Source organism: Sphaerisporangium krabiense, from assembly GCF_014200435.1.
Classification (GTDB): domain Bacteria; phylum Actinomycetota; class Actinomycetes; order Streptosporangiales; family Streptosporangiaceae; genus Sphaerisporangium; species Sphaerisporangium krabiense.
Genome location: NZ_JACHBR010000003.1, coordinates 151,042 through 170,833, shown reverse-complemented (window position 1 = coordinate 170,833; position 19,792 = coordinate 151,042). Strand labels below are relative to the sequence as shown.

27 protein-coding genes and 1 pseudogene are annotated in these 19,792 nt (G+C 72.1%); 11 read left to right on the top strand and 17 right to left on the bottom strand.

The genetic code is table 11. The features are described 5' to 3' along the window. Window positions 1–5: 5 nt before the first annotated feature. Genes BJ981_RS35770 through BJ981_RS35755 form a run of 4 tightly spaced genes read right to left on the bottom strand, consistent with a single transcriptional unit; the run spans window position 6 to window position 2,318 of the window. A complete protein-coding gene (locus BJ981_RS35770) occupies window positions 6–767 on the bottom strand; it encodes an ABC transporter permease (protein ID WP_184617938.1) in 762 nt (253 codons plus the stop codon). Continuing rightward, entirely contained in the window at window positions 764–1,576 is an 813-nt protein-coding gene (locus BJ981_RS35765) for an ABC transporter ATP-binding protein (RefSeq protein WP_184617937.1), read from the bottom strand. Before BJ981_RS35765 ends, BJ981_RS35770 begins: the two co-directional genes overlap by 4 nt. Further along, on the bottom strand, window positions 1,573–1,986 hold the full coding sequence (locus BJ981_RS35760) for a DUF1048 domain-containing protein (protein ID WP_184617936.1): 414 nt from the start codon (window positions 1,984–1,986) through the stop codon (window positions 1,573–1,575). The genes BJ981_RS35765 and BJ981_RS35760 overlap by 4 nt, the downstream gene beginning before the upstream one ends. A 2-nt stretch (window positions 1,987–1,988) precedes the next feature. Beyond that, window positions 1,989–2,318 (bottom strand): PadR family transcriptional regulator, encoded by a 330-nt coding sequence (locus tag BJ981_RS35755; RefSeq protein ID WP_184617935.1) that lies wholly within the window; start codon window positions 2,316–2,318, stop codon window positions 1,989–1,991. A gap of 196 nt (window positions 2,319–2,514) precedes the next feature. Here BJ981_RS35755 and BJ981_RS35750 point away from each other — a divergent pair, with 196 nt between their 5' ends. After that, on the top strand, window positions 2,515–3,510 hold the full coding sequence (locus BJ981_RS35750) for an iron-containing redox enzyme family protein (protein WP_239139064.1): 996 nt from the start codon (window positions 2,515–2,517) through the stop codon (window positions 3,508–3,510). Next, entirely contained in the window at window positions 3,510–4,592 is a 1,083-nt protein-coding gene (locus BJ981_RS39560; RefSeq protein ID WP_184618140.1) for a glycosyltransferase family 2 protein, read from the top strand. The genes BJ981_RS35750 and BJ981_RS39560 overlap by 1 nt, the downstream gene beginning before the upstream one ends. Here BJ981_RS39560 and BJ981_RS39555 read toward each other — a convergent pair. After that, window positions 4,556–4,648: pseudogene (locus tag BJ981_RS39555) on the bottom strand (hypothetical protein); the annotation flags it as partial. The gene BJ981_RS39560 and the pseudogene BJ981_RS39555 overlap by 37 nt on opposite strands. 396 nt (window positions 4,649–5,044) lie before the next feature. Then, window positions 5,045–5,530 carry a carboxymuconolactone decarboxylase family protein gene (locus BJ981_RS35740; RefSeq protein ID WP_184617934.1) on the bottom strand — a complete coding sequence of 162 codons (486 nt, stop codon included), beginning with the start codon at window positions 5,528–5,530 and terminating at the stop codon, window positions 5,045–5,047. 186 nt (window positions 5,531–5,716) lie between these two features. Between BJ981_RS35740 and BJ981_RS35735 the strand changes: the two genes are divergently transcribed. Together BJ981_RS35735 and BJ981_RS35730 are read left to right on the top strand one after the other, a co-directional pair. Continuing rightward, window positions 5,717–6,652, top strand: coding sequence for an RNA polymerase sigma-70 factor (locus BJ981_RS35735; RefSeq protein ID WP_184617933.1), 936 nt, complete (start codon window positions 5,717–5,719; stop codon window positions 6,650–6,652). A gap of 55 nt (window positions 6,653–6,707) precedes the next feature. After that, window positions 6,708–6,995, top strand: coding sequence for a helix-turn-helix domain-containing protein (locus tag BJ981_RS35730; protein ID WP_184617932.1), 288 nt, complete (start codon window positions 6,708–6,710; stop codon window positions 6,993–6,995). Window positions 6,996–7,020: 25 nt separating this feature from the next. On the opposite strand, the gene BJ981_RS35725 is transcribed toward BJ981_RS35730, so the two are convergent. Both BJ981_RS35725 and BJ981_RS35720 read right to left on the bottom strand, forming a co-directional pair. Then, on the bottom strand, window positions 7,021–7,473 hold the full coding sequence (locus BJ981_RS35725; RefSeq protein ID WP_184617931.1) for a VOC family protein: 453 nt from the start codon (window positions 7,471–7,473) through the stop codon (window positions 7,021–7,023). A 43-nt stretch (window positions 7,474–7,516) separates the two neighbouring features. Next, a complete protein-coding gene (locus tag BJ981_RS35720; RefSeq protein WP_184617930.1) occupies window positions 7,517–7,972 on the bottom strand; it encodes an NUDIX hydrolase in 456 nt (151 codons plus the stop codon). Window positions 7,973–8,295: 323 nt separating this feature from the next. Between BJ981_RS35720 and BJ981_RS35715 the strand changes: the two genes are divergently transcribed. Together BJ981_RS35715 and BJ981_RS35710 are read left to right on the top strand one after the other, a co-directional pair. Next, window positions 8,296–9,399, top strand: a complete 1,104-nt coding sequence (locus BJ981_RS35715) for a DUF1835 domain-containing protein (RefSeq protein ID WP_239139063.1) — start codon at window positions 8,296–8,298, stop codon at window positions 9,397–9,399. Between the two features lie 61 nt (window positions 9,400–9,460). Next, on the top strand, window positions 9,461–10,549 hold the full coding sequence (locus tag BJ981_RS35710) for a MerR family transcriptional regulator (protein ID WP_204070079.1): 1,089 nt from the start codon (window positions 9,461–9,463) through the stop codon (window positions 10,547–10,549). 79 nt (window positions 10,550–10,628) lie between these two features. On the opposite strand, the gene BJ981_RS35705 is transcribed toward BJ981_RS35710, so the two are convergent. Continuing rightward, complete coding sequence (locus BJ981_RS35705) at window positions 10,629–11,753, bottom strand: FAD-dependent oxidoreductase (protein ID WP_184617929.1); 1,125 nt, start codon at window positions 11,751–11,753, stop codon at window positions 10,629–10,631. A gap of 54 nt (window positions 11,754–11,807) precedes the next feature. Between BJ981_RS35705 and BJ981_RS35700 the strand changes: the two genes are divergently transcribed. Beyond that, window positions 11,808–12,500, top strand: coding sequence for a TetR/AcrR family transcriptional regulator (locus BJ981_RS35700; RefSeq protein WP_184617928.1), 693 nt, complete (start codon window positions 11,808–11,810; stop codon window positions 12,498–12,500). A gap of 138 nt (window positions 12,501–12,638) precedes the next feature. Here the strand turns inward: BJ981_RS35700 and BJ981_RS35695 are convergent, their stop codons facing one another. Next, window positions 12,639–13,154 (bottom strand): MmyB family transcriptional regulator, encoded by a 516-nt coding sequence (locus tag BJ981_RS35695; RefSeq protein ID WP_184617927.1) that lies wholly within the window; start codon window positions 13,152–13,154, stop codon window positions 12,639–12,641. 144 nt (window positions 13,155–13,298) lie between these two features. Here BJ981_RS35695 and BJ981_RS35690 point away from each other — a divergent pair, with 144 nt between their 5' ends. Together BJ981_RS35690 and BJ981_RS35685 are read left to right on the top strand one after the other, a co-directional pair. Then, complete coding sequence (locus BJ981_RS35690) at window positions 13,299–13,502, top strand: Rossmann-fold NAD(P)-binding domain-containing protein (protein ID WP_184617926.1); 204 nt, start codon at window positions 13,299–13,301, stop codon at window positions 13,500–13,502. An 8-nt stretch (window positions 13,503–13,510) separates the two neighbouring features. After that, a complete protein-coding gene (locus BJ981_RS35685) occupies window positions 13,511–13,882 on the top strand; it encodes a hypothetical protein (protein WP_184617925.1) in 372 nt (123 codons plus the stop codon). A 110-nt stretch (window positions 13,883–13,992) separates the two neighbouring features. Here the strand turns inward: BJ981_RS35685 and BJ981_RS35680 are convergent, their stop codons facing one another. Then, a complete protein-coding gene (locus BJ981_RS35680) occupies window positions 13,993–14,136 on the bottom strand; it encodes a hypothetical protein (protein WP_184617924.1) in 144 nt (47 codons plus the stop codon). Window positions 14,137–14,139: 3 nt separating this feature from the next. Here BJ981_RS35680 and BJ981_RS35675 point away from each other — a divergent pair, with 3 nt between their 5' ends. Next, window positions 14,140–14,619 carry a dienelactone hydrolase family protein gene (locus BJ981_RS35675; protein WP_184617923.1) on the top strand — a complete coding sequence of 160 codons (480 nt, stop codon included), beginning with the start codon at window positions 14,140–14,142 and terminating at the stop codon, window positions 14,617–14,619. A 93-nt stretch (window positions 14,620–14,712) separates the two neighbouring features. On the opposite strand, the gene BJ981_RS35670 is transcribed toward BJ981_RS35675, so the two are convergent. The 6 genes from BJ981_RS35670 to BJ981_RS35645 all read right to left on the bottom strand — a co-directional run bounded on the left by BJ981_RS35670 (window position 14,713) and on the right by BJ981_RS35645 (window position 18,745). Next, on the bottom strand, window positions 14,713–15,075 hold the full coding sequence (locus BJ981_RS35670) for a fluoride efflux transporter FluC (RefSeq protein ID WP_184618137.1): 363 nt from the start codon (window positions 15,073–15,075) through the stop codon (window positions 14,713–14,715). Between the two features lie 20 nt (window positions 15,076–15,095). Then, window positions 15,096–15,446: a DUF190 domain-containing protein gene (locus tag BJ981_RS35665; protein WP_184617922.1), complete on the bottom strand. Its 351-nt coding sequence runs from the start codon at window positions 15,444–15,446 to the stop codon at window positions 15,096–15,098. After that, window positions 15,443–15,928 carry a fluoride efflux transporter FluC gene (locus BJ981_RS35660; RefSeq protein ID WP_184617921.1) on the bottom strand — a complete coding sequence of 162 codons (486 nt, stop codon included), beginning with the start codon at window positions 15,926–15,928 and terminating at the stop codon, window positions 15,443–15,445. Before BJ981_RS35660 ends, BJ981_RS35665 begins: the two co-directional genes overlap by 4 nt. Window positions 15,929–16,091: 163 nt before the next feature. Then, on the bottom strand, window positions 16,092–16,826 hold the full coding sequence (locus BJ981_RS35655) for a class I SAM-dependent methyltransferase (protein ID WP_184617920.1): 735 nt from the start codon (window positions 16,824–16,826) through the stop codon (window positions 16,092–16,094). 57 nt (window positions 16,827–16,883) lie between these two features. Next, entirely contained in the window at window positions 16,884–17,720 is an 837-nt protein-coding gene (locus BJ981_RS35650; RefSeq protein ID WP_184617919.1) for a nitroreductase/quinone reductase family protein, read from the bottom strand. 497 nt (window positions 17,721–18,217) lie between these two features. Then, complete coding sequence (locus BJ981_RS35645; RefSeq protein WP_204070078.1) at window positions 18,218–18,745, bottom strand: MarR family winged helix-turn-helix transcriptional regulator; 528 nt, start codon at window positions 18,743–18,745, stop codon at window positions 18,218–18,220. A 47-nt stretch (window positions 18,746–18,792) separates the two neighbouring features. Here BJ981_RS35645 and pip point away from each other — a divergent pair, with 47 nt between their 5' ends. Then, window positions 18,793–19,749 (top strand): prolyl aminopeptidase, encoded by a 957-nt coding sequence (pip, locus tag BJ981_RS35640; protein WP_184617917.1) that lies wholly within the window; start codon window positions 18,793–18,795, stop codon window positions 19,747–19,749. Window positions 19,750–19,792: the final 43 nt, after the last annotated feature.

Sequence of the window (19,792 nt, the reverse complement as noted above, 5' to 3'; positions counted from 1 at the left end):
AGGACCTAGGAGATCTTGCGGCGGTAGGTGTTCATGGCGAAGAGGTACGCGACGACGAGGATGCCGGCGCACCAGGCGAGGGCGATCCAGATGTCGGTGCCGACCGGCTGCTGGGTGAACAGGCCGCGGATGGCGTTGACGATGGCGGTCACCGGCTGGTGCTCGGCGAAGGCGCGCACCGGGCCGGGCATGGTGTCGGCGGGCACGAACGCCGAGCTGACGAACGGCAGGAAGACGAGCGGGTAGGAGAACGCGCTCGCGCCGTCCGCGGACTTGGCGGACAGACCGGGGATGACGGCGATCCAGGTCAGCGCCAGGGTGAACAGGAGCAGGATGCCGGCGACCGCGAGCCAGGCCAGTACTCCCGCCCCGGACCGGAAGCCCATCAGCAGGGCGACGAGCACGACGACCACGAGGGAGATCAGATTGGCGACCAGCGAGGTCAGCACGTGCGCCCACAGGACCGACGACCGCGCGATCGGCATCGACTGGAACCGCTCGAAGATGCCCCCCTTCATGTCCAGGAAGAGCCGGAACGCCGTATAGGAGATGCCCGAGGCGATGGTGATGAGCAGGATGCCGGGCAGCAGGTAGTTCACATACGAGTCCGACCCCGTTCTGATCGCGCCGCCGAACACGTAGACGAACAGCAGCATCATGGCGATCGGCATGACCGCGGTCGTGATGATGGTGTCCAGGCTGCGCGTGATGTGGCGCAGGGATCGTCCGAGCAGGGTGATGGTGTCGCCGAAAAAGTGCTTGGTCATCGTCGGTCCTCACTCGCCGGTGCCGTCGTGCGGTCATCGCCGGCGTCGCCGTCCTTGCCCCCGCCGACGAGCGCGAGGAAGACGTCCTCCAGGGTCGGCTGCTTCTCGACGTACCGGACCTCGGCGGGCGGGAGCAGCCGCTTGAGCTCGTCGAGGGTGCCGTTGACGATGATCCGGCCCTCGTGGAGGATCGCGATCCGGTCGGCGAGGTGTTCGGCCTCGTCCAGATACTGCGTCGTGAGCAGCACCGTCGTGCCGTGCTCGGCGAGTTCCCTGACGGCCTGCCACACCTCGATGCGCGCCTGGGGGTCGAGCCCGGTCGTCGGCTCGTCGAGGAAGACGACCGGCGGATTCCCGATGAGGCTCATCGCGATGTCGAGGCGGCGGCGCATGCCCCCCGAGTACGTCGCCACCTTCCGCGCCGCCGCGTCGGTCAGCGCGAAGCGTTCGAGCAGGTCATCGGCGATCCTGCCCGGATCCTTGAGATGTCGCAGGCGGGCGACCAGCACGAGGTTCTCGCGCCCGCTGAGGATCTCGTCGACGGCGGCGAACTGTCCTGTGAGGCTGATGGACTCTCGCACGTCCGCGGCCTGCGTGGCGACGTCCGACCCGTTGACGGTGGCGGTCCCCGCGTCGGCCTTGAGCAGCGTGGAGAGGATCTTCACGACCGTGGTCTTGCCCGCGCCGTTGGAGCCGAGCAGGGCGAAGATGCCGCCCCGCGCCACGGCGAAGTCCACGCCGCGCAGCACCCGCAGTGTCTTGTACGACTTCTCCAGGCCCCGCACCTGGATCGCCTCGGATGTCGTCATCGGTCCGTCCCGTCCTGTCCGGTGTCTTCGCCCGCGGCGCGCTGGATGGCGCTGGTGAAGCGGTTGCGCTCCCGGGCTCTGTACTGACCGGCCGGGTAGTTGGCCATGAACGCCTCGACGAACTCCACCGGGTCCGCCCCGAAGATGTCGCGAATCGGGGTGCCGTCCGCGACGCTCTGTTCGAACAGGTCGGCGAGGTCCTCGTACATCGACATCGCTCCGGCGCCGTCGGCCGGTCCGAAGTGCATCAGATACCGCTCCAGCGCTTCGACCGCCGTGCGATAGTTCTCGGGAAGCCGCTTGACGCGCGCCTTGTACTGCCGGTAGCGCCGCTTTTCCTCCAGCGACCCCGTGACGACCTCCAGGTACTGCAGGTAGCGGCTCTTGGGTTCGTTCGGCCCTGCGGCCATGTTCACTCGCCTCCTTCGCGGAGCTGTTCGAGCCTTTCGGCAAGGAAGCTCCAGGTTCTCCAGAACTCTTCGAGGTACTCCCGCCCCTGGGCGTTCAGGGAGTACACCTTGCGCGGCGGCCCCTTCTCGGACGGGACCTTCTCCACGTCGACCAGGCCGCGCTGCTCGACCCGGACCAGCAGCGCGTAGATGGTGCCTTCCGCGATGTCGGTGAAGCCCTGATCCCGCAGCCACGCCGTGATCTCGTAGCCGTACGCGGACCGGCCGGACAGGATCGCCAGGACGATGCCCTCCAGCGTTCCCTTGAGCATTTCCGTCACCTGCTTGCCCACGGATCACTCCCTCTTGGCTACTTGGTGACGCTGACTACCGGTACAAAGTAACACTGACTACCGGTACTCAGCAATACCGATTAGCGGAAGACGCGGGCCGGGACCGCGGTCGCGCATGAGAGGGGGCGGCGCGGGTAGGAGGTGATAAAGGTGCAAATCCCTCCAAACCACGACAGATCGGGGTGTGGATGTGCAGGTGCCCTCGCCACGCGGCCCTCTCACCTGGTGGCTCCTGGAGGCCCTTGCCCGCCCCCCGCACGAGCTGGGGCCCTGCCCGGTTCCGTCCGGCGCCTGCGCGCTGACCGACGAGGACATCCAGCTCGCGCTGTTCGCCTGCTACGAGCTGCACTACGGCGGTTTGGACGGCGTGGACGACCGGTGGGAGTGGAACCCCTCGCTTCTGGAGCTGCGAGCACGGCTGGAGGAACGGCACGCGGCGGACCTGGCCGCGGCCGTGCCGGCGCCGCCGCCCGCGGCGGCCGGGGAGATCCCGCAGGCCCTGGCCGAGCTCATCGCCTCCCAGGAGGAGGGAGCCGCCATGGCGATCTTCCTGCACCGCGCCGCGGACGCCGAGCAGTTCCGCGAGTTCCTGATCCACCGGTCGCTGTACCACCTCAAGGAGGCCGACCCGCACACCTGGGCGATCCCCCGGCTGCGCGGACCGGCCAAGGCGGCGCTGGTGGAGATCCAGGCCGACGAGTACGGGGGCGGTCGCCCGCACCGGATGCACTCGGAGCTGTTCCGCGCCACCCTGCGGGAGATGGGCCTGGACGACTCCTACGGCGCCTACGCCGACCGGGTGCCCGCGATCACGCTGGCGATCGGCAACACCATGTCGATGTTCGGCCTGCACCGGCGGCACCGGGGCGCGATCCTCGGCCACCTGGCGGCCCTGGAGATGACCTCCTCGCTGCCCAACCACCGCTACAGCCAGGGCCTGCGCAGGCTCCGCGCCGGCGCGACGGCGCGGCGCTTCTTCGACGAGCACGTCCAGGCCGACGCCGTCCACGAGCAGATCGCCGCCAACGACATGTGCGGCGCGTTCGCCGCCGAGCACCCCGGCCTGGCCGGGGACGTGCTGTACGGCGCGGCCTGCGCGGTGACGCTGGACCGGCTCTTCGGCGAGCACGTGATGCGCCACTGGTGCGCCGGCCGCACGTCCCTGCGCGACCACGCCGGGGCACGCCGGTGATGGACCTGGACTACGTCCTGCCGCTGCGCTGGGACGACGACGCCGATCCGGCGGAGCTGACCGGTTACCTGCGCCGCCTGGCCGGGCAGGTCCGCGTCATCGTGGTGGACGGCTCACCCCCGCGGCAGTACCGGCGGCACGCCCGGGCGTGGGAGGGGATCGTGCGCCACGTGCCGCCGCGGGCGGTGACCGCCAACGGCAAGGTCGGCGGGGTGCTCACCGGCGTGCGGCTGGCACGCTCGGACTACGTGGTCATCGCCGACGACGACGTCCGCTACGACGCGGCCGGGCTGGCCGCGCTGCGGGCGCTGCTGGAGGAGGCCGAGGTGGTCCGGCCGCAGAACCACTTCGACCCGCTGCCCTGGCACGCCCGCTGGGACACCGCCCGCACGCTGGTCAACCGCGCCTTCGGCGCCGACCATCCCGGCACCCTCGGCGTGCGCAGATCGTTCTTCGAACGCATGGGCGGCTACGACGGCGAAGTGCTGTTCGAGAACCTGGAGCTGGTCCGCACCGTCCTGGCGCACGGCGGGCGTGAGCGCCACGCGCCCGGCCTGTACGTGCGCCGCCTGCCGCCCGACGCGCGGCGGTTCTGGGCGCAGCGCGTCCGGCAGGCCTACGACGACCTCGCGCAACCCGCGCGGATGGCGGTCTTCCTCGCGGTCGTCCCCGGGCTGGGGTACCTGCTGGCGCGCGGGCGCCTGGCGAGCGTGCTCGGGTGCGCCGCGCTCACCGCCGCTGTGGCCGAGGCCGGACGGCGCAGGGCCGGCGGGCGCCGGGTGTTCCCCGCGTCCTGCGTGCTGTTCGCGCCGGTCTGGGTGCTGGAACGCGGGGTGTGCAGCTGGCTGGCCCTGTACCGGCGCGGGCGGGGCGGCGTCCGCTACGCGGGCCGGACCATCCGCGTGGCGGCGCACTCGGCCCGCGAGCTCAGGGCCCGCCGTCAGGGCGGCGTCTCGGGCTCGCTGGGCGCCCGGAAGCCGACCACCTTGTGCGAGCCGTCGCAGAACGGCTTGGTCGCCGACCGGCCGCACCGGCACAGCGCGACCGTCGCCCGGCCGGGGTCGATGACGCGGCCGTCCTGAGTCGTGATCGTGAACCGGCCCCGGACCAGCAGGGGCCCGTCCCGGCACGGCGTCACGGTGACCTCGCCGTCCTGCTCCTCCACGCCGGCCCCTCTCCGTCGCGCTCCCCGTCAGGACCGATTGCCCTGCTGGGAGCCCGCAAACCCCCGGCCTGCGGCGCCCGCCGGTCAGGACCCGGCCGGCCGTAGGTGGCGCCGCCGTTGCCCCAGACCGTCACGCCGCAGGGCAGCCTCTGGGAGAAGACGCCGAGGCCGTAGCGGGTGCCGGGAATCCACGGCCTCGATGTCGGACACACCCGCCGAGCCGAACCAGACCCCCGCGCGGTCGCGCACCGCGATGCTGCCCGCCGGTGAGACCTCGAATCTGCGGACCGGGTCCCCGGAGCCGCGCCGCATGCGCGGGACCCGGCCCAGATCGGATGGTCCTCGGCCGGGGTGGGATCGGCCTGCCGGTCAGTTGGCCATGTCGGTGAACTGGCCGGACCGGTAGGAGCCGCCGGGGTTGCGCACGATCACGTTGAGGCGGTTGTTGGCGTTGATCATGGCGATCAGGGAGACCAGCGCGGCGATCTGGTCGTCGTCGTAGTGCTCACGCGCCTTCGCCCAGGTCTCATCCGACACGCCGTGGTGGGCGTCGGCGATCCGGGTGCCCTCCTCGGTGAGCGCCAGCGCGGCGCGCTCGGCGTCGGTGAACACGGTGGACTCGCGCCAGGCGGCGACCAGGTTCAGCCGGGTCTGGTCCTCTCCGGCGGCGGTGGCGTCCTTGGTGTGGTAGTCGACGCAGAAGCCGCAGCCGTTGATCTGGCTGGCGCGCAGCATCACCAGGTTCTGGGTGGCCTCGGGCAGCGGCGACCGGACGATGGCCAGGGCGACGTTGTAGATCCGCTTGGCGATCTTGGCGCCGAGCTCGTTGGTCATCAGGTCGAAACGGGGTTCCATGACGGGGTCCTCACTCTGGTGGGAATCTGCTGGTGTAGCCGGTCGGACAAGAGATGCCGGCGACCCGATCCTTGTGACAGCTCGGCCGTGTGACCTACGCCACCGGGCACGGATGTCACACGGCGGCAGGGGCCGGCGTCCTGTGTGCGTGGCACGATCGAGAGCGAACAGGCAGAGGAGCCGGCGATGAGCGAACACGGCGAGCCGACCGGGGACACGGCAGGGCCACTCGCTGACGGCGGCGGGATGGACTCCGCGACCGAGACCTTCGTGACCCACCGCAACCTGCTGTTCACCGTCGCCTACGAGATGCTCGGCTCGGCCGCCGACGCCGAGGACGTCTTGCAGGAGACCTGGCTGCGGTGGGCGGACGTCGATCTGGCCACCGTGCGAGAGCCGCGTGCGTACCTGGTCCGGATCACCACCCGCCAGGCGCTGAGCCGGCTGCGCACGCTCGGCCGCCGCAAGGAGTCCTACGTCGGCCCCTGGTTGCCCGAGCCGTTGCTGACCGCGCCCGACGTGGCCGAGGACGTCGAACTGGCCGACAGCGTCTCGATGGCCATGCTGCTGGTGCTGGAGACGCTGGCGCCGACCGAGCGGGCGGTGTTCGTGCTGCGTGAGGTGTTCGATCTGGAGTACGATGAGATCGCCGAGGCCATCGGCAAGACCCCGGCCGCGGTCCGCCAGATCGCCCACCGGGCACGGGCGCACGTCGCCGCGCGCCGGCCACGCGGAGTCGTTTCCGCGACCGAGACCCGAGAAGCGCTCGAGGCGTTCCAGCGAGCGATCGCGACGGGCGATCTGCAAAGCATGCTCGACATCCTCGCGCCGGACGTCGTCTTCCTCGGTGACGGCGGCGGAATCAAGGAGGCCGCGCCGGCACCCATCGTGGGGGCCGATCGAGTGGCCCCTCTGGCCGTAAGCCTGCGCAGGTTCAGCGCCACGGCATCGCTGCGGCCCGCACAGGTCAACGGCTATCCCGCACTGATCCTCCGGCTCGACGGCGAGATCGACACCGTCATCGCGGTGCGCGTCGACGGCGGCCTCATCACCGGCCTGTACGCCGTGCGCAACCCCGAGAAGCTGTCACGTGTCGAGCGGGAGACCACCCTGCGCCGCTGACCCTGTTCTCTGGGACGCCGTTCTTTCTACACTTTCCGGCAGGAGGTGAGGGCCGATGCCGGGAGGCAGGCTCACCCAGGAGGACCGCCGGACGATCGCCGCCGGGCTGGCCGAGGGGCTCACCTACACCCAGATCGCCTCACGGCTGCGCCGGGTCGCCGCCGATCCGCACGGGCGCGACCCGGCCCTCACGCGGGCGCTCGAAGACCGGTTCGTCGCGTTGCTCACCAGGTCAGGGCTGTCACGCATGACGGCCGGGGTGCTGACCTTCCTTTACCTGACCGACAGCGGCGCCCTCACCGCCGCCGAGCACTGGCGCCAGGTCTACTCCGAGCGCCGTTGACGACCCTGTCACCGGCCGCGCGCGATCAGCCCACGCAGAACTCGTTGCCTTCGGGATCGTGCAGGGTCACCGCGTAATGATCGATGGCCGGCTCTTCCGGCACGCGGACCACGGTCGCGCCGAGCGCGGTCAACCGCTCGACCTCGGTGTCGACCTGCTCCCGGCGCGTCTGGAGTGCCGCCGTTCGATCAGCGACCTTGATGTCCAGGTGCAGCCGGTTCTTGACGGCCTTGGTCTCGGGGACCGGCTGGAACCAGATCCGTGGCCCGGCCCCGTCAGGGTCGACGATGGAGTCCGCGTCATCGTCGGCCATCTCTTCGAGCTCCTCCTCGGGGACTCCGAGAGAGCGGTAGTACGCCTTCCAGGTCGCGTGGCCCGCGGGCGCCGGTTCCCGCACGTAGCCGAGCGCGGCGGCCCAGAAGGCGGTCTGCCGCGCCGGGTCGGCACAGTCGATGACAAGCTGAAAACGCGCGCTCATCCACCGAACCTAACGCGAGCCCGCCGCCGCCGCGACGTAAGGCTCACGACGGGCTCTCCGCCTTCCCCGTTCGTCGGTCGATGCGACCCAGCCAGGCGTCCTGGGCGTCGGCCAGTCGCTCTGCCAGCGGTATCGGGACGAAGCGGCACGCGAACAAAAGACCGGCATCCCCGCCATCGCCGTGAACATGGTGATGCCATGTGTCATCACTGTCTGCAGGGGCTGTGAGCTGGAAGAACGTGGTCTGCCGTGGCTGCCCGGTCTCGGGGTGCGGTCTGTCGTCCACCGCGATGGGCCGGATGATGGAGACTTCGGTCAAGCCGGTCTCCTCTGCGACTTCCCGCAAGACAGCCTCTTCCAGGCTTTCGTCCGGCCGTCCCCCTCCCGCCGGCACTTGGGTACCGGCTTCGGGCGCGCCGATGTGATCGAAGACAAGGAGCTCCGGGGTGGATCGGTAACGGATCACGTAGGCGGCGACACGAATCCGCGGAGGAGACATCCGACCATCATCTCAGATAACGATCTTGAGGCGAAGGTCCGCTCGACGACCCGGCGTTGTTCGCCCAGGCCGGAGCCCTGCTCGGTGCCGCGCCGGGCGATCAGCGGCCTGATCTGCAGCTGGGGGACCAGACGGCGGTGGTCGAGGTGGGATATCTTGACGGGACGGCGTCCGTCCGCGCCGAACCTTCGGCGACCCGCCCCAGCCGGGTCACCCACGAAGGCAAAGGGAGGTCCACCTCTCGGCCGGAGCTTCGTTGCCGATCGCGCGTCCGCCGCACCGGTCGCTGGGGGATCTGCGGATGGGCCGCGCGGGAGATGACCATGACGAAGCGGCCCGACTTCAAACGGCGCGTGCGTGCCCGAATGGCCAAGACCGGCGAGTCGTACGCGACCGCCCGCGGCCGGATCCTCGCCGGGCGGCCGGCCGACGACCGGATGGTCGCGGCGTTGCATGTCGGCAACGGCGACGCCACGGACCTGCCGGGCACCGGGCTCGCCCGGCGCGTGGTGTTCTGGCGCGACGTCCTGCACGATGGCCCGGTGCCCGCGGTGGGGGCCGAGGAGCTCCGCCGTATCAGAGCCGCCTTCCTCGTCGAGGCGGGCGCGGATGAGCGCGGTGAGGCCGCGGCGATGTTCGCCGAACGTGACCGCATCCTGGAAGCCAACCGAGACGGCGAGTACGTGCTGTGGTTCGAGGCCGACCTGTACGACCAGTTGCAGATCATCCAGATCCTCGCCCGCCTCGCCGACCTCGGCGTGCCCGCGCGGCGCATCACCTTGATCTGCATCGGCGAACACCCCGGCATCGCCCGCTTCGGCGGCCTCGGCCAGTTGACCGCAGAACAGCTGCGCGAGCTGCCCGCGACGAAGGCGTGCGCCCGGCTGACCCCGGCCGCGCTGCGGCTCGCCGGCCGCGCCTGGGCCGCCTTCCGTGCGCCGACGCCCGACGGCCTCGGCACCATCGTCGCGAGCCGCTCGGCCGAGCTGCGGTTCCTGGGCGAGGCGTTCGACCGGCTCAGCCGGGAGTACCCGGCCACCCGCGACGGGCTGTCGCTGACCGAACGACGGGTGCTCGCCGCCGTTGCCGACGGCGCGCCCGACGCCGGAACTGCGTTCGCCCGCGCGGCGGCGCGGGAAACACGCCCGTACCTCGGCGACATCTGGTACTTCGCGATGATCGACCGAATGGCTCGCGCGCCGGTCCCGCTCCTCGACGTCACACAGGCGGGCCATCGAGTCGGCCGCGCCACCCGCCTGCGCCTGACCGACACCGGAGCACGGGTGCTCGCAGGCGAGGCCGACCACGTCACGCTCAACGGCCTCGACCGCTGGATCGGCGGCGTCCACCTGCGCGGCCACCACGCGCGCTGGCGCTGGGACGACGGGATCGAAACCATCACCGGGCCCACCGAACCCGGCTCTTGACCCTCACGTGGCGTCAGGCTGCATATTCGGTGCCGTGGAGGATCACTGGACCGTGGGACATGTGGCCGAGCTGGCCGGCGTGAGCGTCCGCACGCTGCATCACTATGACGAGATCAGGCTCGTTCGGCCGTCGGCGCGAACCGCGGCCGGGTACCGGGCCTATTCGGCGGGCGACGTGGAGCGGCTGCGGGAGGTCCTGGCCTATCGGCGGCTGGGCTTCGGGCTGCGGGAGGTCGCTGAACTGGTCGGCGACCCGTCCACCGACGCGGTCGCGCACCTGCGCCGGCTGCGCGGCCTGCTGCTGGAGCGGCGGAATCGCGCTGAGGCCATGGTGGCGGCCATCGACAGGGAACTCGAGGCACGGGCGAGGGGACTGAAGGTGACACCGGAGGAGCAACTGGAGATGCTCGGTGCACGGCTGTACGACGCGATCGGCGGCGCTTACCCCGCGACACGGCGTACCGAGCCGCGGATCGCCGCGCAGATCTGGGACGCGCTCGGCGACGCGCGGACGGTGCTGAACGTCGGTGCCGGCACCGGCTCCTACGAGCCTGCCGATCGTGACGTGACCGCGGTGGAGCCATCGGCGGTCATGCGGGGGCAGCGGCCTGCCGGCGCGGCGCCGTGCGTGGCCGCCGCCGCGGAGAGCCTGCCGTTCGAGGACCGGTCCTTCGACGTCGCGATGGCCGTCTCCACCGTTCATCACTGGGGGGACCCGATAGCGGGGCTGCGCGAGATGCGGCGTGTGGCCCACCGCGTGGTGGTGCTCACGTTCGACACCGACGAGCCCGGATGGCAGGACCGGTTCTGGCTTACCCGTGACTATCTGCCCGAGTTCGCCGCCGTCCTCGCGGAGTTTCCCTCGCTTGCGGGGATGGCCGGCGCGATCGGCGCCCGGGCTGAGCCGGTGCCCATCCCGTGGGACTGCGCCGATGGCCTGTTCGAGGCGTACTGGCGCCGGCCGGCGGCGTATCTGGAGGATCGCGTGCGCCGTGCGATGTCGGTGTGGACGAGGGTCGGGCCGGAGGCCGAGCAGCGGGCGGTGCGAAGCCTCGGCGACGACCTCGACTCCGGCCGGTGGGCCGTGCGCAACGGCGATCTCGCCGACCTCGACGCGGCAGACCTCGGCCTCCGCCTGCTCATCGCCTGAACCGCGTCGCGGCGTCAGCGTCTGGGCGGTGCCGTCCCGTGAAGCCGTGGCGAGCCGCCGGTGCCGCGGCGTTCGGCGGTCAGGAGGGCTGGACTTGGTCGAAGAAGGCGATGGCTTCGGCGGGGTCCGGGCTCACGAGGCGTTCCAGGCCGGCGGTCGTGATCTTCGCCCACTTGCCGGCCCGTGCCCACATCTGTTTCTCGAAGGCGCGGACGGCCTCGTCCAGTTCGCCAGGGCCGGGGGCGGCGGCGACGGACTCGGCGAGCTCGGCGCCTTCCAGCATCGCGAGGTTCGCGCCCACCCCCAAGGGGGGCATCAGGTGGGCGGCGTCGCCCAGGAGCGTCACCCCGGGGACGTGGGCCCAGGTGTGGGACACGGGCAGGACGTGGAGGGGACGGTGGGCGAAAGCGGTGCCGTGGCGCAGGAGGTCGAGCAGGGGAGCGGCCCAGCCGTCGAACAGAGCCAGCAGGCTGGATCGCACGGCCTCGACGTCGGCCAGGTTCAGGTTCGTGTGCCAGTCCAGCGGGGCGCGGAACTGGGCGTACACCTTGACGTGGCCGCCGCTGTTGCGCTGGGCGACGAGGGCGCGGTTCACGCCGTACACGGCCATGGAACCGTCGCCGACCAGCCGGGCGAGGCCGGGGTGGCGGGTGTCGATGTCGTCCAGGGCGGTTTCGACGAAGGTGACGCCGGTGTAGCGCGGCGTCGCGGGCGAGACGGCCGGGCGGACCCGGGACCAGGCGCCGTCCGCACCGGCCACGAGGTCGAACGTCTCCTGCCGCCCGTCGGCGAAACGGACCAGCACGCCGTCCGGGGTCCCCGGCACCACCTCGGTCACGCCCCGGCCCCACTGAACGTCCAGGGGGCCGAGCAGCAGGTCACGGAGTTGCCCGCGGTCGATCTCGGGGTTGGCGTGGTCACCCGGACGGGGGCGCCAGTCGCGCAGGACGGTCCCGTCCGCATCAAGGATGCGCATGGCCTGCCCCTCGGGACGGGACAGCGCCTGGAACTCCGTCAGCAGCCCCGCCTTGTCCAGCGCGAGCTGGCCCATCCCTTCGTGCATGTCCAGCGCGCCACCCGGGGGACGGGCGTCGGGGGCGGGGTCGCGTTCGAGGACGGTGACGGGGTGATCGTGCCGGTGCAGGACGCGGGCGAGGGTCAGGCCGGCGGGGCCGCCCCCGACGACCGCGATACGATGTCTCATGTCGATACACTGTATTTAGTCGATACGGCGTATCGCAACAGTACGATGTAACCCATGACCGTGTGGGACCGGCCGGAGCCGCCGACTCGCCCCGCCCCGCTCGACCGGGCGCGAATCGTCGCCGCCGCCATCGCGCTGGCCGACGAGGGCGGGCTGGAGGCGGTGTCGTTGCGCAAGGTCGCCGCCCGGCTCGACGTCGGCCCGATGCGGTTGTACGGCTACATCTCCACCAAGGAAGAGCTGTTCGACCTCATGGTGGACGAGGTCCACGCCGAGATCCTCCCCGAGGAGCGGCCCGGCGACTGGCGGGAGGCGCTGCGCGGCCACGGCCACCGCGCCAGGCGAGCGGCCCTCCGTCACGAATGGCTGGCCGACCTGCTCGGCGGCCGCCCGAGCCTGGGCCCGAACGCCTTCGCCGTGGCAGAGGGCACGCTGGCCGCCCTCGACGGCCTCGCCGACCTCGACACGGTCATGCGCGCCGTGGAGACCGTCAGCGCCTACATCAACGGCGCGATCAGGCGCGAGATCACGAACCTGCGCGCCGAGCGCGCCACGGGCCTGTCCAAGCTCGACTGGCAGCGCGCCCACGGCCCACATGTGAGCAGGATGCTGGCCACGGGCCGCTTCCCCGCGGTGGCCAAGGCCGTGTACGACGGCACGGAGGTGGAAGCCGAGACGTCCTTCACGACCGGCCTGGACTGGGTCCTCGACGCCGTGGCCGCCAAACTCACCCAGCCGCCGGAGTGAACGCCCGAGATTGACCAAGCCGGCCCGGCCCGCGACGCCGTCGCGACGCCCGGATCGCGGTGCTGCGACGGGCATGATGACTTCCTGAGGGCCTCCTGGTTCCTGACCAGGAAGGCTCATGGGTGCGGGTGCGGTGGCTCAGAACCGCTGTAGCCCGGTCACCCTCAGGAGATCGAGCGCCGCCGCTTCGGAGGAGCCCGGTTCCGCGGAGTACATCAGCACCGTCTGGTCGCCGTCAGGGAGCAGGAGGACGTCGCAGTCGAGGGTGATCGTCCCGAGCGCCGGATGGTTGACGCTCTTGGCCGCGGCGCGCCACGCGGCAGAGCGCCGCCGCTTCCAGAGCTCGTCGAAGCGCGTACTGCCACGCCGCAGCTCATCGATCAGCCGGACGAGGTCGGGGTCCCGGGGATCCCGGGCCTGGGCGGCGCGCAAGGTGCCGACCGAGGCGCGGGCGGCGTCCTCGCCCGCGTCCAGAGCGACCTGACAGCGGCTGCTGCCGAGAAAGCGCTGCCAGATGAGATTGCGCCGGTGGCGGGGCCAGGCGGACATGTCACCCTGCAGCGCCGCCGCCAGCGGATTCCATGCCAGTACGTCTCCCTTGGCCGACAGCACCAGCACGGGCAGGTCCGCCATGCGGTCCAGCAGTCGCAGCACGCTGGGCCGGACGACCATCTGGACGCGCCCGGACCGGCGGCTCGTGCCCGGCGAGCCGCCTCCCTGGCCAACGCCGCCGACCCCGCCCGCCCCGAGCACGGTTTCCTGGCCCTGGACTACGCCTCGTCCAAGACGGCGCTCAACGTGATCGTGTCCCAGTACGCCCGGGCGCTGCCCACGTTCAAGATCAGTGCCGCGGACCCGGGCAACCCCGCCACCGACATGAACCATCACACGGGCATCCACACGGTGGCCGAGGCCGCGGAGGTGATCGTCGGGTTGGCTACGCTGGACCAGGACGGACCGACCGGCGGCTTCTTCGGCGGCGACGGCCCGATCCCCTGGTAGGAGACGACATGACCAAGATTATCTCCATCGGCCTGCACCCGAGCGCGATCGACTACAGCCGGCTTCCCGGCCTCGACGAGCAGACCCTCACGGCCCGCATCGAGCAGGGCGACGCGGCGCTGCGAGCGGCAGGACTCGACGTGACGACCTGTCTCGTCGGAGCCGACCCGGATGCGGCGGAGAAGACCGTTCGCGAATGCCTGGAGTCCGGGCCCTCCTTCGGCGTGGCCATGATCGGAGCGGGTGTGCGGGCGATCCCCGAGCACACCCTGCTCTTCGAACGACTGATCAACGTGCTGGCCACCGCGGCGCCCGGCATCCGCTTCTGCTTCAACACCTCGCCGGAGACGACGATCGACGCGATCCGCCGCCAGTTGTAGGGGACCCCGGACCGAGCCGGGCCTCGGCGGGTGGCACGCTCGCGCGCGCCATGAGCTGTCGCGGCACCACTCGCCTGGGCCGTGTGCCGCGATGATCGCCAGCGGGCCGCCTACCGGATGATCTGTACCTCCGCACCGGGTAGATCGGACCACCAGCGGTCATAGCGGCGGTACACCCCCGGCTCGCGGTCGGCAAGCAGTGCCGCCAGCGCCTGCGCCTCGGCGGCCAGCTCGTCCCACACCTGGCCGGGCACACCGTGCACCCGCCGGACCTCTTCGCCGTGCACCCCTTCGCCCGCCTGGACGACGGCCAGGCCCATGCCGAGAAGATCGGCTTAGACGACCTTCTCGAGCAGGGCGTCCGCGCTGCCGACACCCTGCCGGACGAGATGGTGTACGCCGGTTGGTCGCTCGGCGTCATACCGGCCCAGACGCTGGCACAGACCCGGCCGAGGGCCCGCGGGGCGCTGCTGCTGGAGGCCTGCCTACCCGCCGCGGAGTGGCCGCAGGAGCTGCCCGTGCAGATCCACGGCATGGACGCCGACCCGTTCTTCGCCGGCGAGGGGGACCTGGACGCGGCCCGCACGCTGGTCGCCTCGGCGAAGCACGGCGAGCTGTGCCTCTATCCGGGTGACCGGCACCTGTTCGCCGACGCCGGCCTGCCCTTCTTCGACGCCCAGGCGAGCGCGCTGCTCATGCGCCGCGCGCTCGACTTCCTCGGCCGAACCGCACCGTGACCAACAGGCCGCCCGCGGGGCGTGCACGGGTGGTGAGGTGGTGGGGAGCGCCCGAGTGACGGCGGCTGGGGCTGCCAGGGGTGAGGGGCGCGGTCAGCCGGTCACGACGCGGGCCAGGACGAAGCCGAAGGCTCCCGCGCCGAGGCCGGCGGCGATGCCGGCCACCACGTTGGCCACGGCGGCGAAGCGGGCGCCGTCCTCGATGAGCCGCAGCGTCTCGTAGCTGAAGGTCGAGTAGGTGGTGAGCGCGCCGCAGAAGCCGATGCCGGCGCCGGTCATCACCACCTGGTCGGCCGGCAGGGCGGCCAGGAAGCCCAGCACCGCCGACCCGGCCATGTTCACCGCGAAGGTGCCCCACGGGAACACGGTGTCGTGGCGGGCCTGGACCAGGCGGTCGGTCAGGTAGCGCAGCGGCGCGCCGATCGCCGCGCCGGCGGCGACCAGCAGCACGGCCAGCGGGCCGGTGAGCGCGCCGCTCACCGCGGGCCTCCCGGGGAGCGGCCGGCGTAGCGGATCACCTCGACCTCGTCCAGGATGACCAGCCCTTCGCCGATCAGCTCGTCCAGTTGCGGGAGGAAGGCCCGGATCGGCTCGGGTTCGTCGACGATGACGATCGCCACCGGCAGGTCCTGCGACAGCGACAGGATGCGGGTGGTGTGGATGAGGCTGGAGGCGCCGTACCCCTCGACGCCGCGGAACACGCTGGCCCCGGCCAGCCCCGCCGCGTGCGCGCGGTGCACGATCTCGTGGTACAGCGGCCGGTGATGCCACAGATCGGTCTCGCCGACCAGCACCGTCAGCCGCAGCGCGGCGCCGTGCGGCCTCATCGCGCGCTTCCTTCCCCGCGGGCGCCGACCTTCCGGGTGGCCGCGCTGCCCGCCCACACCGCCGCCAGCGCCAACACCGGCGTGACCAGCAGGTACGCCATCGCCGCACGGGCCTGCCCGCCGGCCAGCAGCCGCCCGATGTCCACGACATAGGTGGAGAAGGTGGTGAATCCCCCGAGCACTCCGACCCCCAGCAGGGGCCGTACCCAGCCGGGCGCGGTCCACAGTTCGGTGATCGCGACCATCAGCACCCCGATCAGCAGGCTCCCGCTGGTGTTGATGGCCAGAGTGGTCCACGGGAAAACCCCCGCCGGCTGCGGGAAGGCCACGCCGAGGCCGTAGCGGGCCAGGGACCCGGCCGCGCCGCCCGCCGCGATGACCCCCAGCGTGGCCCACGGCGCGCGCCGGAGCTCGGCGCGCTGGGCGGGCTGGTGAAGATCGACGTCGGAGTCGACGGGACGGCCGGGGTCGTGACGCGACATGTGAATCCTCCTACCAGCAGCACGACATCACCTCTGGTAGGGACCGTTGGCGAGCGACGGTCGCGGTTCCCTGCGCCGCCTCTTCGCGAGGTGCGAGGACGGCGGGCCCCACCGCCGTGGCCCCGTCCCGCGGGGCGTGCCCTCACCCTACCAACCGCCCGCCTCAGGTCCGCTCGTACACCGAGACGTGCTGCCGGTCGGCCGCGGTGAACGGGGCGCGGTCCCAGCCGGCGTACCGATCCCGCAGCCGCATCCCGGCCAGCCGGGCCATCAGGTCCAGCTCGCTCGGCCAGCAGTAGCGCAGCCGCAGGGGACGCAGCGTCGTGCGTCCCGCCTCGAAGGCGACCCGCTGGTAGGTGATGACCTGACGCACCGGGTCGTGCCGCTGGAACTCCATGTCCACCGAGTCGTCGGTCAGGGACCGGGTCGCGACGAGCTGGTCGTCCCGGAACCCGGTCAGGTCCTGGACGAAGGCCTCGACGACGAACAGGCCGCCCGGGGCCAGGACCTTGGCCACGTTGCGGAAGCAGTCGACCTGCCGGTCCTGGCTGGTGAGGTTGAACAGCGTGTTGTACACCAGGTAGGCCAGCCGAAAGGGGCCCTGGACGGGCACGTCGGCCATGTCGCCGGTGGTCACGGGGATGGCGGCGCCGCCGGGCTTGGCGCGCATCCGCTCGGTCATGGCCTCGGAGGCCTCGACGCCCTCGACGGCGAGGCCGCGCCGGGCCAGCGGCACCGCGACGCGGCCGGTGCCGCTGGCCAGCTCCAGCACCCGGCCGCCGCCGGGGACCAGAGCGGCCAGGAACTCCACGGCCGGGGCCGGGTCCAGGGGATGACGCTCGTCGTACTCGTGGGCGTAGCGCTCGCCGAAGAAGGCCGGGTCGTCGAATCCGCTCATGCGGGCAACCCAACCAAGCCGCGTCCGGGCGGCGCCATCGAATATCGGGGCGGCCGGTCAGGGGGCCGGGGCGTCCAGGAGCGGCACCAGGTGTTCCTCCTCGTAGTCCAGGTGGGCCTCCAGTTCGGCGGTGAGCCGCTCGACCTGTTGCGACAGGCGCGCGGGGTCGGCGGCGGCGGCGGACAGCACGGCCTTGAGCTGCTCCATCAGCGCCGCGATCGCCTCGTGCTCGCGGCCCAGCCGCTCCAGGACCGGGGCCAGGTGGGGGTGGTGCTCGCCGAGGTAGGGGAAGATGCCGGTGTCCTCGCCGACGTGGTGGTGGTGCAGGCCCTGGCAGACGGTCAGGCAGTTGACCCGCAGCTGGGCGCCCAGCACCGGGCCCGAGCGGGCGACGTCCTGGCGGATCAGGGCGAGCTCCCTGCGGAAGGACTCGTGGATGAGCTTGAGCGTCGCGCCGAACGAGCCGGCCCTGGGCGGCCCGTCCATGATCTGGTACAGGGCGACCACGGGCAGCGCCCGCCCGGACTTGGCCTCGTAGCCGGTCCAGCCGGGGTCGGCCTCGGCGGCGCGGGCGAACAGCCGGTCGCGTTCCTCGCCCTGCAGGACCACGGCGCGGGCCTTGACGGTGAACAGGCCGAACTCGACCGTGACCTCGGGGTCGGCGAGCACGTTGTGGAACCAGTCGGGGTGGCGGGGCGAGCCGCCGGCCGAGGCGATGACCAGGGTGCGCTCCACGCCGTCGGGCAGATAGGCGAGGGGCGTGGTGTGCGGGCGTCCTGACCGCGCTCCCGTGGTGGTCAGCAACAGCAGCCGCCCGCCCGCGAAGGGCCCGCCGACCTGTCCTTGCCGGGCGCGGAACTCCTCGATGACCTGCTGGTTGAAATCAATGGGCATTGTGGTGGTGTTCTCCGTTTCCTGGGCCGCCGCGAACCGTTCGCGGGCATGGCGAAGAACCGCCCGGCGGGCGGTCGGGATTACCTCACGGCGTCGTCGCGCGCCATGGGGGTGGTAAATGCGGTCGCGCGCGCGAATTCCGGTCCTATCGCGCGGGAATTCGCCTCCGGCCCGCGACCGTCCCACCGGCGTCGTGGCATGGGAACCGCAGGTGGAAGCGGTGCCGGCGAGGCGGGGGAATGCGGGAGGAAATGCGCGGATGAGGGGGAGGCGGGGCTCTGGCCCGCCCGGCGCTCACGTGGAGGCCGGGTGACTCTCTCGCTTTTGGCCCATGGCCGACCCGGCAGTCACGAAGAAAACCCTAGTGCGGCCGCCGCGCCGGGGCAACCGGCGTTCTGCGGAGAATTTCGCGGCTCACGATTCGACGCCGCTCCGTCACCGCGCGCCGTTTTCCACGGGGAATGCCACCGTGGGGGAATCGCGGCGCGCGGCGGGCGTCATCGCCGGTGCGGCGTGCCGCCGGGCCGGTCCCGGGGGAGCAGGGCCGGGTCGGCGTCGGTGATGCGGGTGCGCAGCGGACGGCGGTCCAGGGCCCGCAGGGTGTCCTCGATCAGCCGGCTGAGCGGGTAGGGCAGCTCGGCCTCCAGCTCGGCCGCCGCGGCGGCGGTGGCGTCCCATTCGGCGCGCAGCAGGGGCAGCAGCTCCTCGGCCCTGGGGGTCAGGCCGGCGACGCGCTCGCGGGCGTCGGCGCCGGGAGTGAGCGTGACCAGGCCGTCCTTGGCCATCTGGGCGACGGTCTGGCTGGCCGCCGAGTGGGTCACCCCGGCCGCGCGGGCCAGGTCGCGGATGGAGGCGGGGCCCGAGTCGGCCAGGGATCGCAGCATGGGGGTGTAGCGCGGGCGGAACCCGGCCAGGCCGAGCCCGGCGTAGACGGCGGCGACCTCGCCGTCCAGCAGGTCGATCAGGTGGCGCAGGCGGGTGCCGAGGAACGCGGGGCCGTGCGGGCCCGGGCCGGGAGTGGACACCCCCATAATGTAACAGCACTGTTGTATCGAGGAAGGGAACCCCCGCCATGGACGCGCTGTACCCCCCTGTGGAGCCCTACGCGCACGGCATGCTCGACACCGGCGACGGCGACCGCGTCTACTGGGAGACCTGCGGCGATCCCGCCGGCAGGCCCGCACTGGTCGTGCACGGCGGCCCCGGCGGCGGAGCCGGGAGCGGCTACCGGCGCTACTTCGACCCCGGCCGCTACCGCGCCGTGCTGTTCGACCAGCGCGGCTGCGGGCGCAGCACCCCGCACGCCGCCGACCCCGCCACCTCCCTGCGCCGCAACACCACCGACCACCTGATCGCCGACATGGAGCGCCTGCGCGAGCACCTGGGCGTGGAGCGCTGGGTGCTGTTCGGCGGCTCGTGGGGCTCGACGCTGATCCTGGCCTACGCCCAACGCCACCCCGAGCGGGTCGGCGGGATCGTCATCTTCGACGTCACCACCACCCGCCGCTCGGAGATCGACTGGCTGTACCGGGGGGTCGGCAGGTTCTTCCCCGAGCAGTGGGAGCGGTTCCGGGCCGCCTCCGGCCTGTCCGGGGACGGCGACCTGATCGCGGCCTACTCCCGCCTGCTGGAGGATCCCGACCCGGCCGTGCGGGCCCGGGCGGCGGCCGACTGGTGCGCCTGGGAGGACGCGGTGGTCTCCATGGAGCCCGGCGCGCCGCCCGCCCCCTACGGCTCCAAGCCCTCGGCCGACCGGCTGGCGCTGGTGCGCCTGGCCGCGCACTACTTCGCGCACGGCGCCTGGCTGGAGGAGGGGGTGCTGCTGCGCGAGGCGGGCCGGCTGGCCGGGATCCCCGGCGTGCTGATCCACGGCCGCCTGGACCTGAGCAGCCCCCTGGACACCGCCTGGCGCCTGGCGCGCACCTGGCCGGACGCCCGGCTGGTCGTCGTCGACGACGCCGGCCACATGGGCAGCGACACGATGCGCCGCGAGATCCGCACCGCCCTGGACGCCTTCGCCGCCCCGTGAACCCGGCGAGCACGTCCCGCCCGGGGAAGCCTCGCGGCGAAAA

Coding starts and splice junctions, on each gene's coding strand:
- BJ981_RS35770 (WP_184617938.1), bottom strand. CDS start 767: ATGACCAAGCACTTTTTCGGCGACACCATCACCCTGCTCGGACGATCC.
- BJ981_RS35735 (WP_184617933.1), top strand. CDS start 5,717: ATGAGCGAACACGGCGAGCCGACCGGGGACACGGCAGGGCCACTCGCT.
- BJ981_RS35765 (WP_184617937.1), bottom strand. CDS start 1,576: ATGACGACATCCGAGGCGATCCAGGTGCGGGGCCTGGAGAAGTCGTAC.
- BJ981_RS39560 (WP_184618140.1), top strand. CDS start 3,510: ATGGACCTGGACTACGTCCTGCCGCTGCGCTGGGACGACGACGCCGAT.
- BJ981_RS35660 (WP_184617921.1), bottom strand. CDS start 15,928: ATGTCGCGTCACGACCCCGGCCGTCCCGTCGACTCCGACGTCGATCTT.
- BJ981_RS35655 (WP_184617920.1), bottom strand. CDS start 16,826: ATGAGCGGATTCGACGACCCGGCCTTCTTCGGCGAGCGCTACGCCCAC.
- BJ981_RS35700 (WP_184617928.1), top strand. CDS start 11,808: ATGACCGTGTGGGACCGGCCGGAGCCGCCGACTCGCCCCGCCCCGCTC.
- BJ981_RS35725 (WP_184617931.1), bottom strand. CDS start 7,473: ATGAGCGCGCGTTTTCAGCTTGTCATCGACTGTGCCGACCCGGCGCGG.
- BJ981_RS35665 (WP_184617922.1), bottom strand. CDS start 15,446: ATGAGGCCGCACGGCGCCGCGCTGCGGCTGACGGTGCTGGTCGGCGAG.
- BJ981_RS35730 (WP_184617932.1), top strand. CDS start 6,708: ATGCCGGGAGGCAGGCTCACCCAGGAGGACCGCCGGACGATCGCCGCC.
- BJ981_RS35705 (WP_184617929.1), bottom strand. CDS start 11,753: ATGAGACATCGTATCGCGGTCGTCGGGGGCGGCCCCGCCGGCCTGACC.
- pip (WP_184617917.1), top strand. CDS start 18,793: ATGGACGCGCTGTACCCCCCTGTGGAGCCCTACGCGCACGGCATGCTC.
- BJ981_RS35720 (WP_184617930.1), bottom strand. CDS start 7,972: ATGTCTCCTCCGCGGATTCGTGTCGCCGCCTACGTGATCCGTTACCGA.
- BJ981_RS35715 (WP_239139063.1), top strand. CDS start 8,296: ATGACGAAGCGGCCCGACTTCAAACGGCGCGTGCGTGCCCGAATGGCC.
- BJ981_RS35740 (WP_184617934.1), bottom strand. CDS start 5,530: ATGGAACCCCGTTTCGACCTGATGACCAACGAGCTCGGCGCCAAGATC.
- BJ981_RS35650 (WP_184617919.1), bottom strand. CDS start 17,720: ATGCCCATTGATTTCAACCAGCAGGTCATCGAGGAGTTCCGCGCCCGG.
- BJ981_RS35685 (WP_184617925.1), top strand. CDS start 13,511: ATGACCAAGATTATCTCCATCGGCCTGCACCCGAGCGCGATCGACTAC.
- BJ981_RS35760 (WP_184617936.1), bottom strand. CDS start 1,986: ATGGCCGCAGGGCCGAACGAACCCAAGAGCCGCTACCTGCAGTACCTG.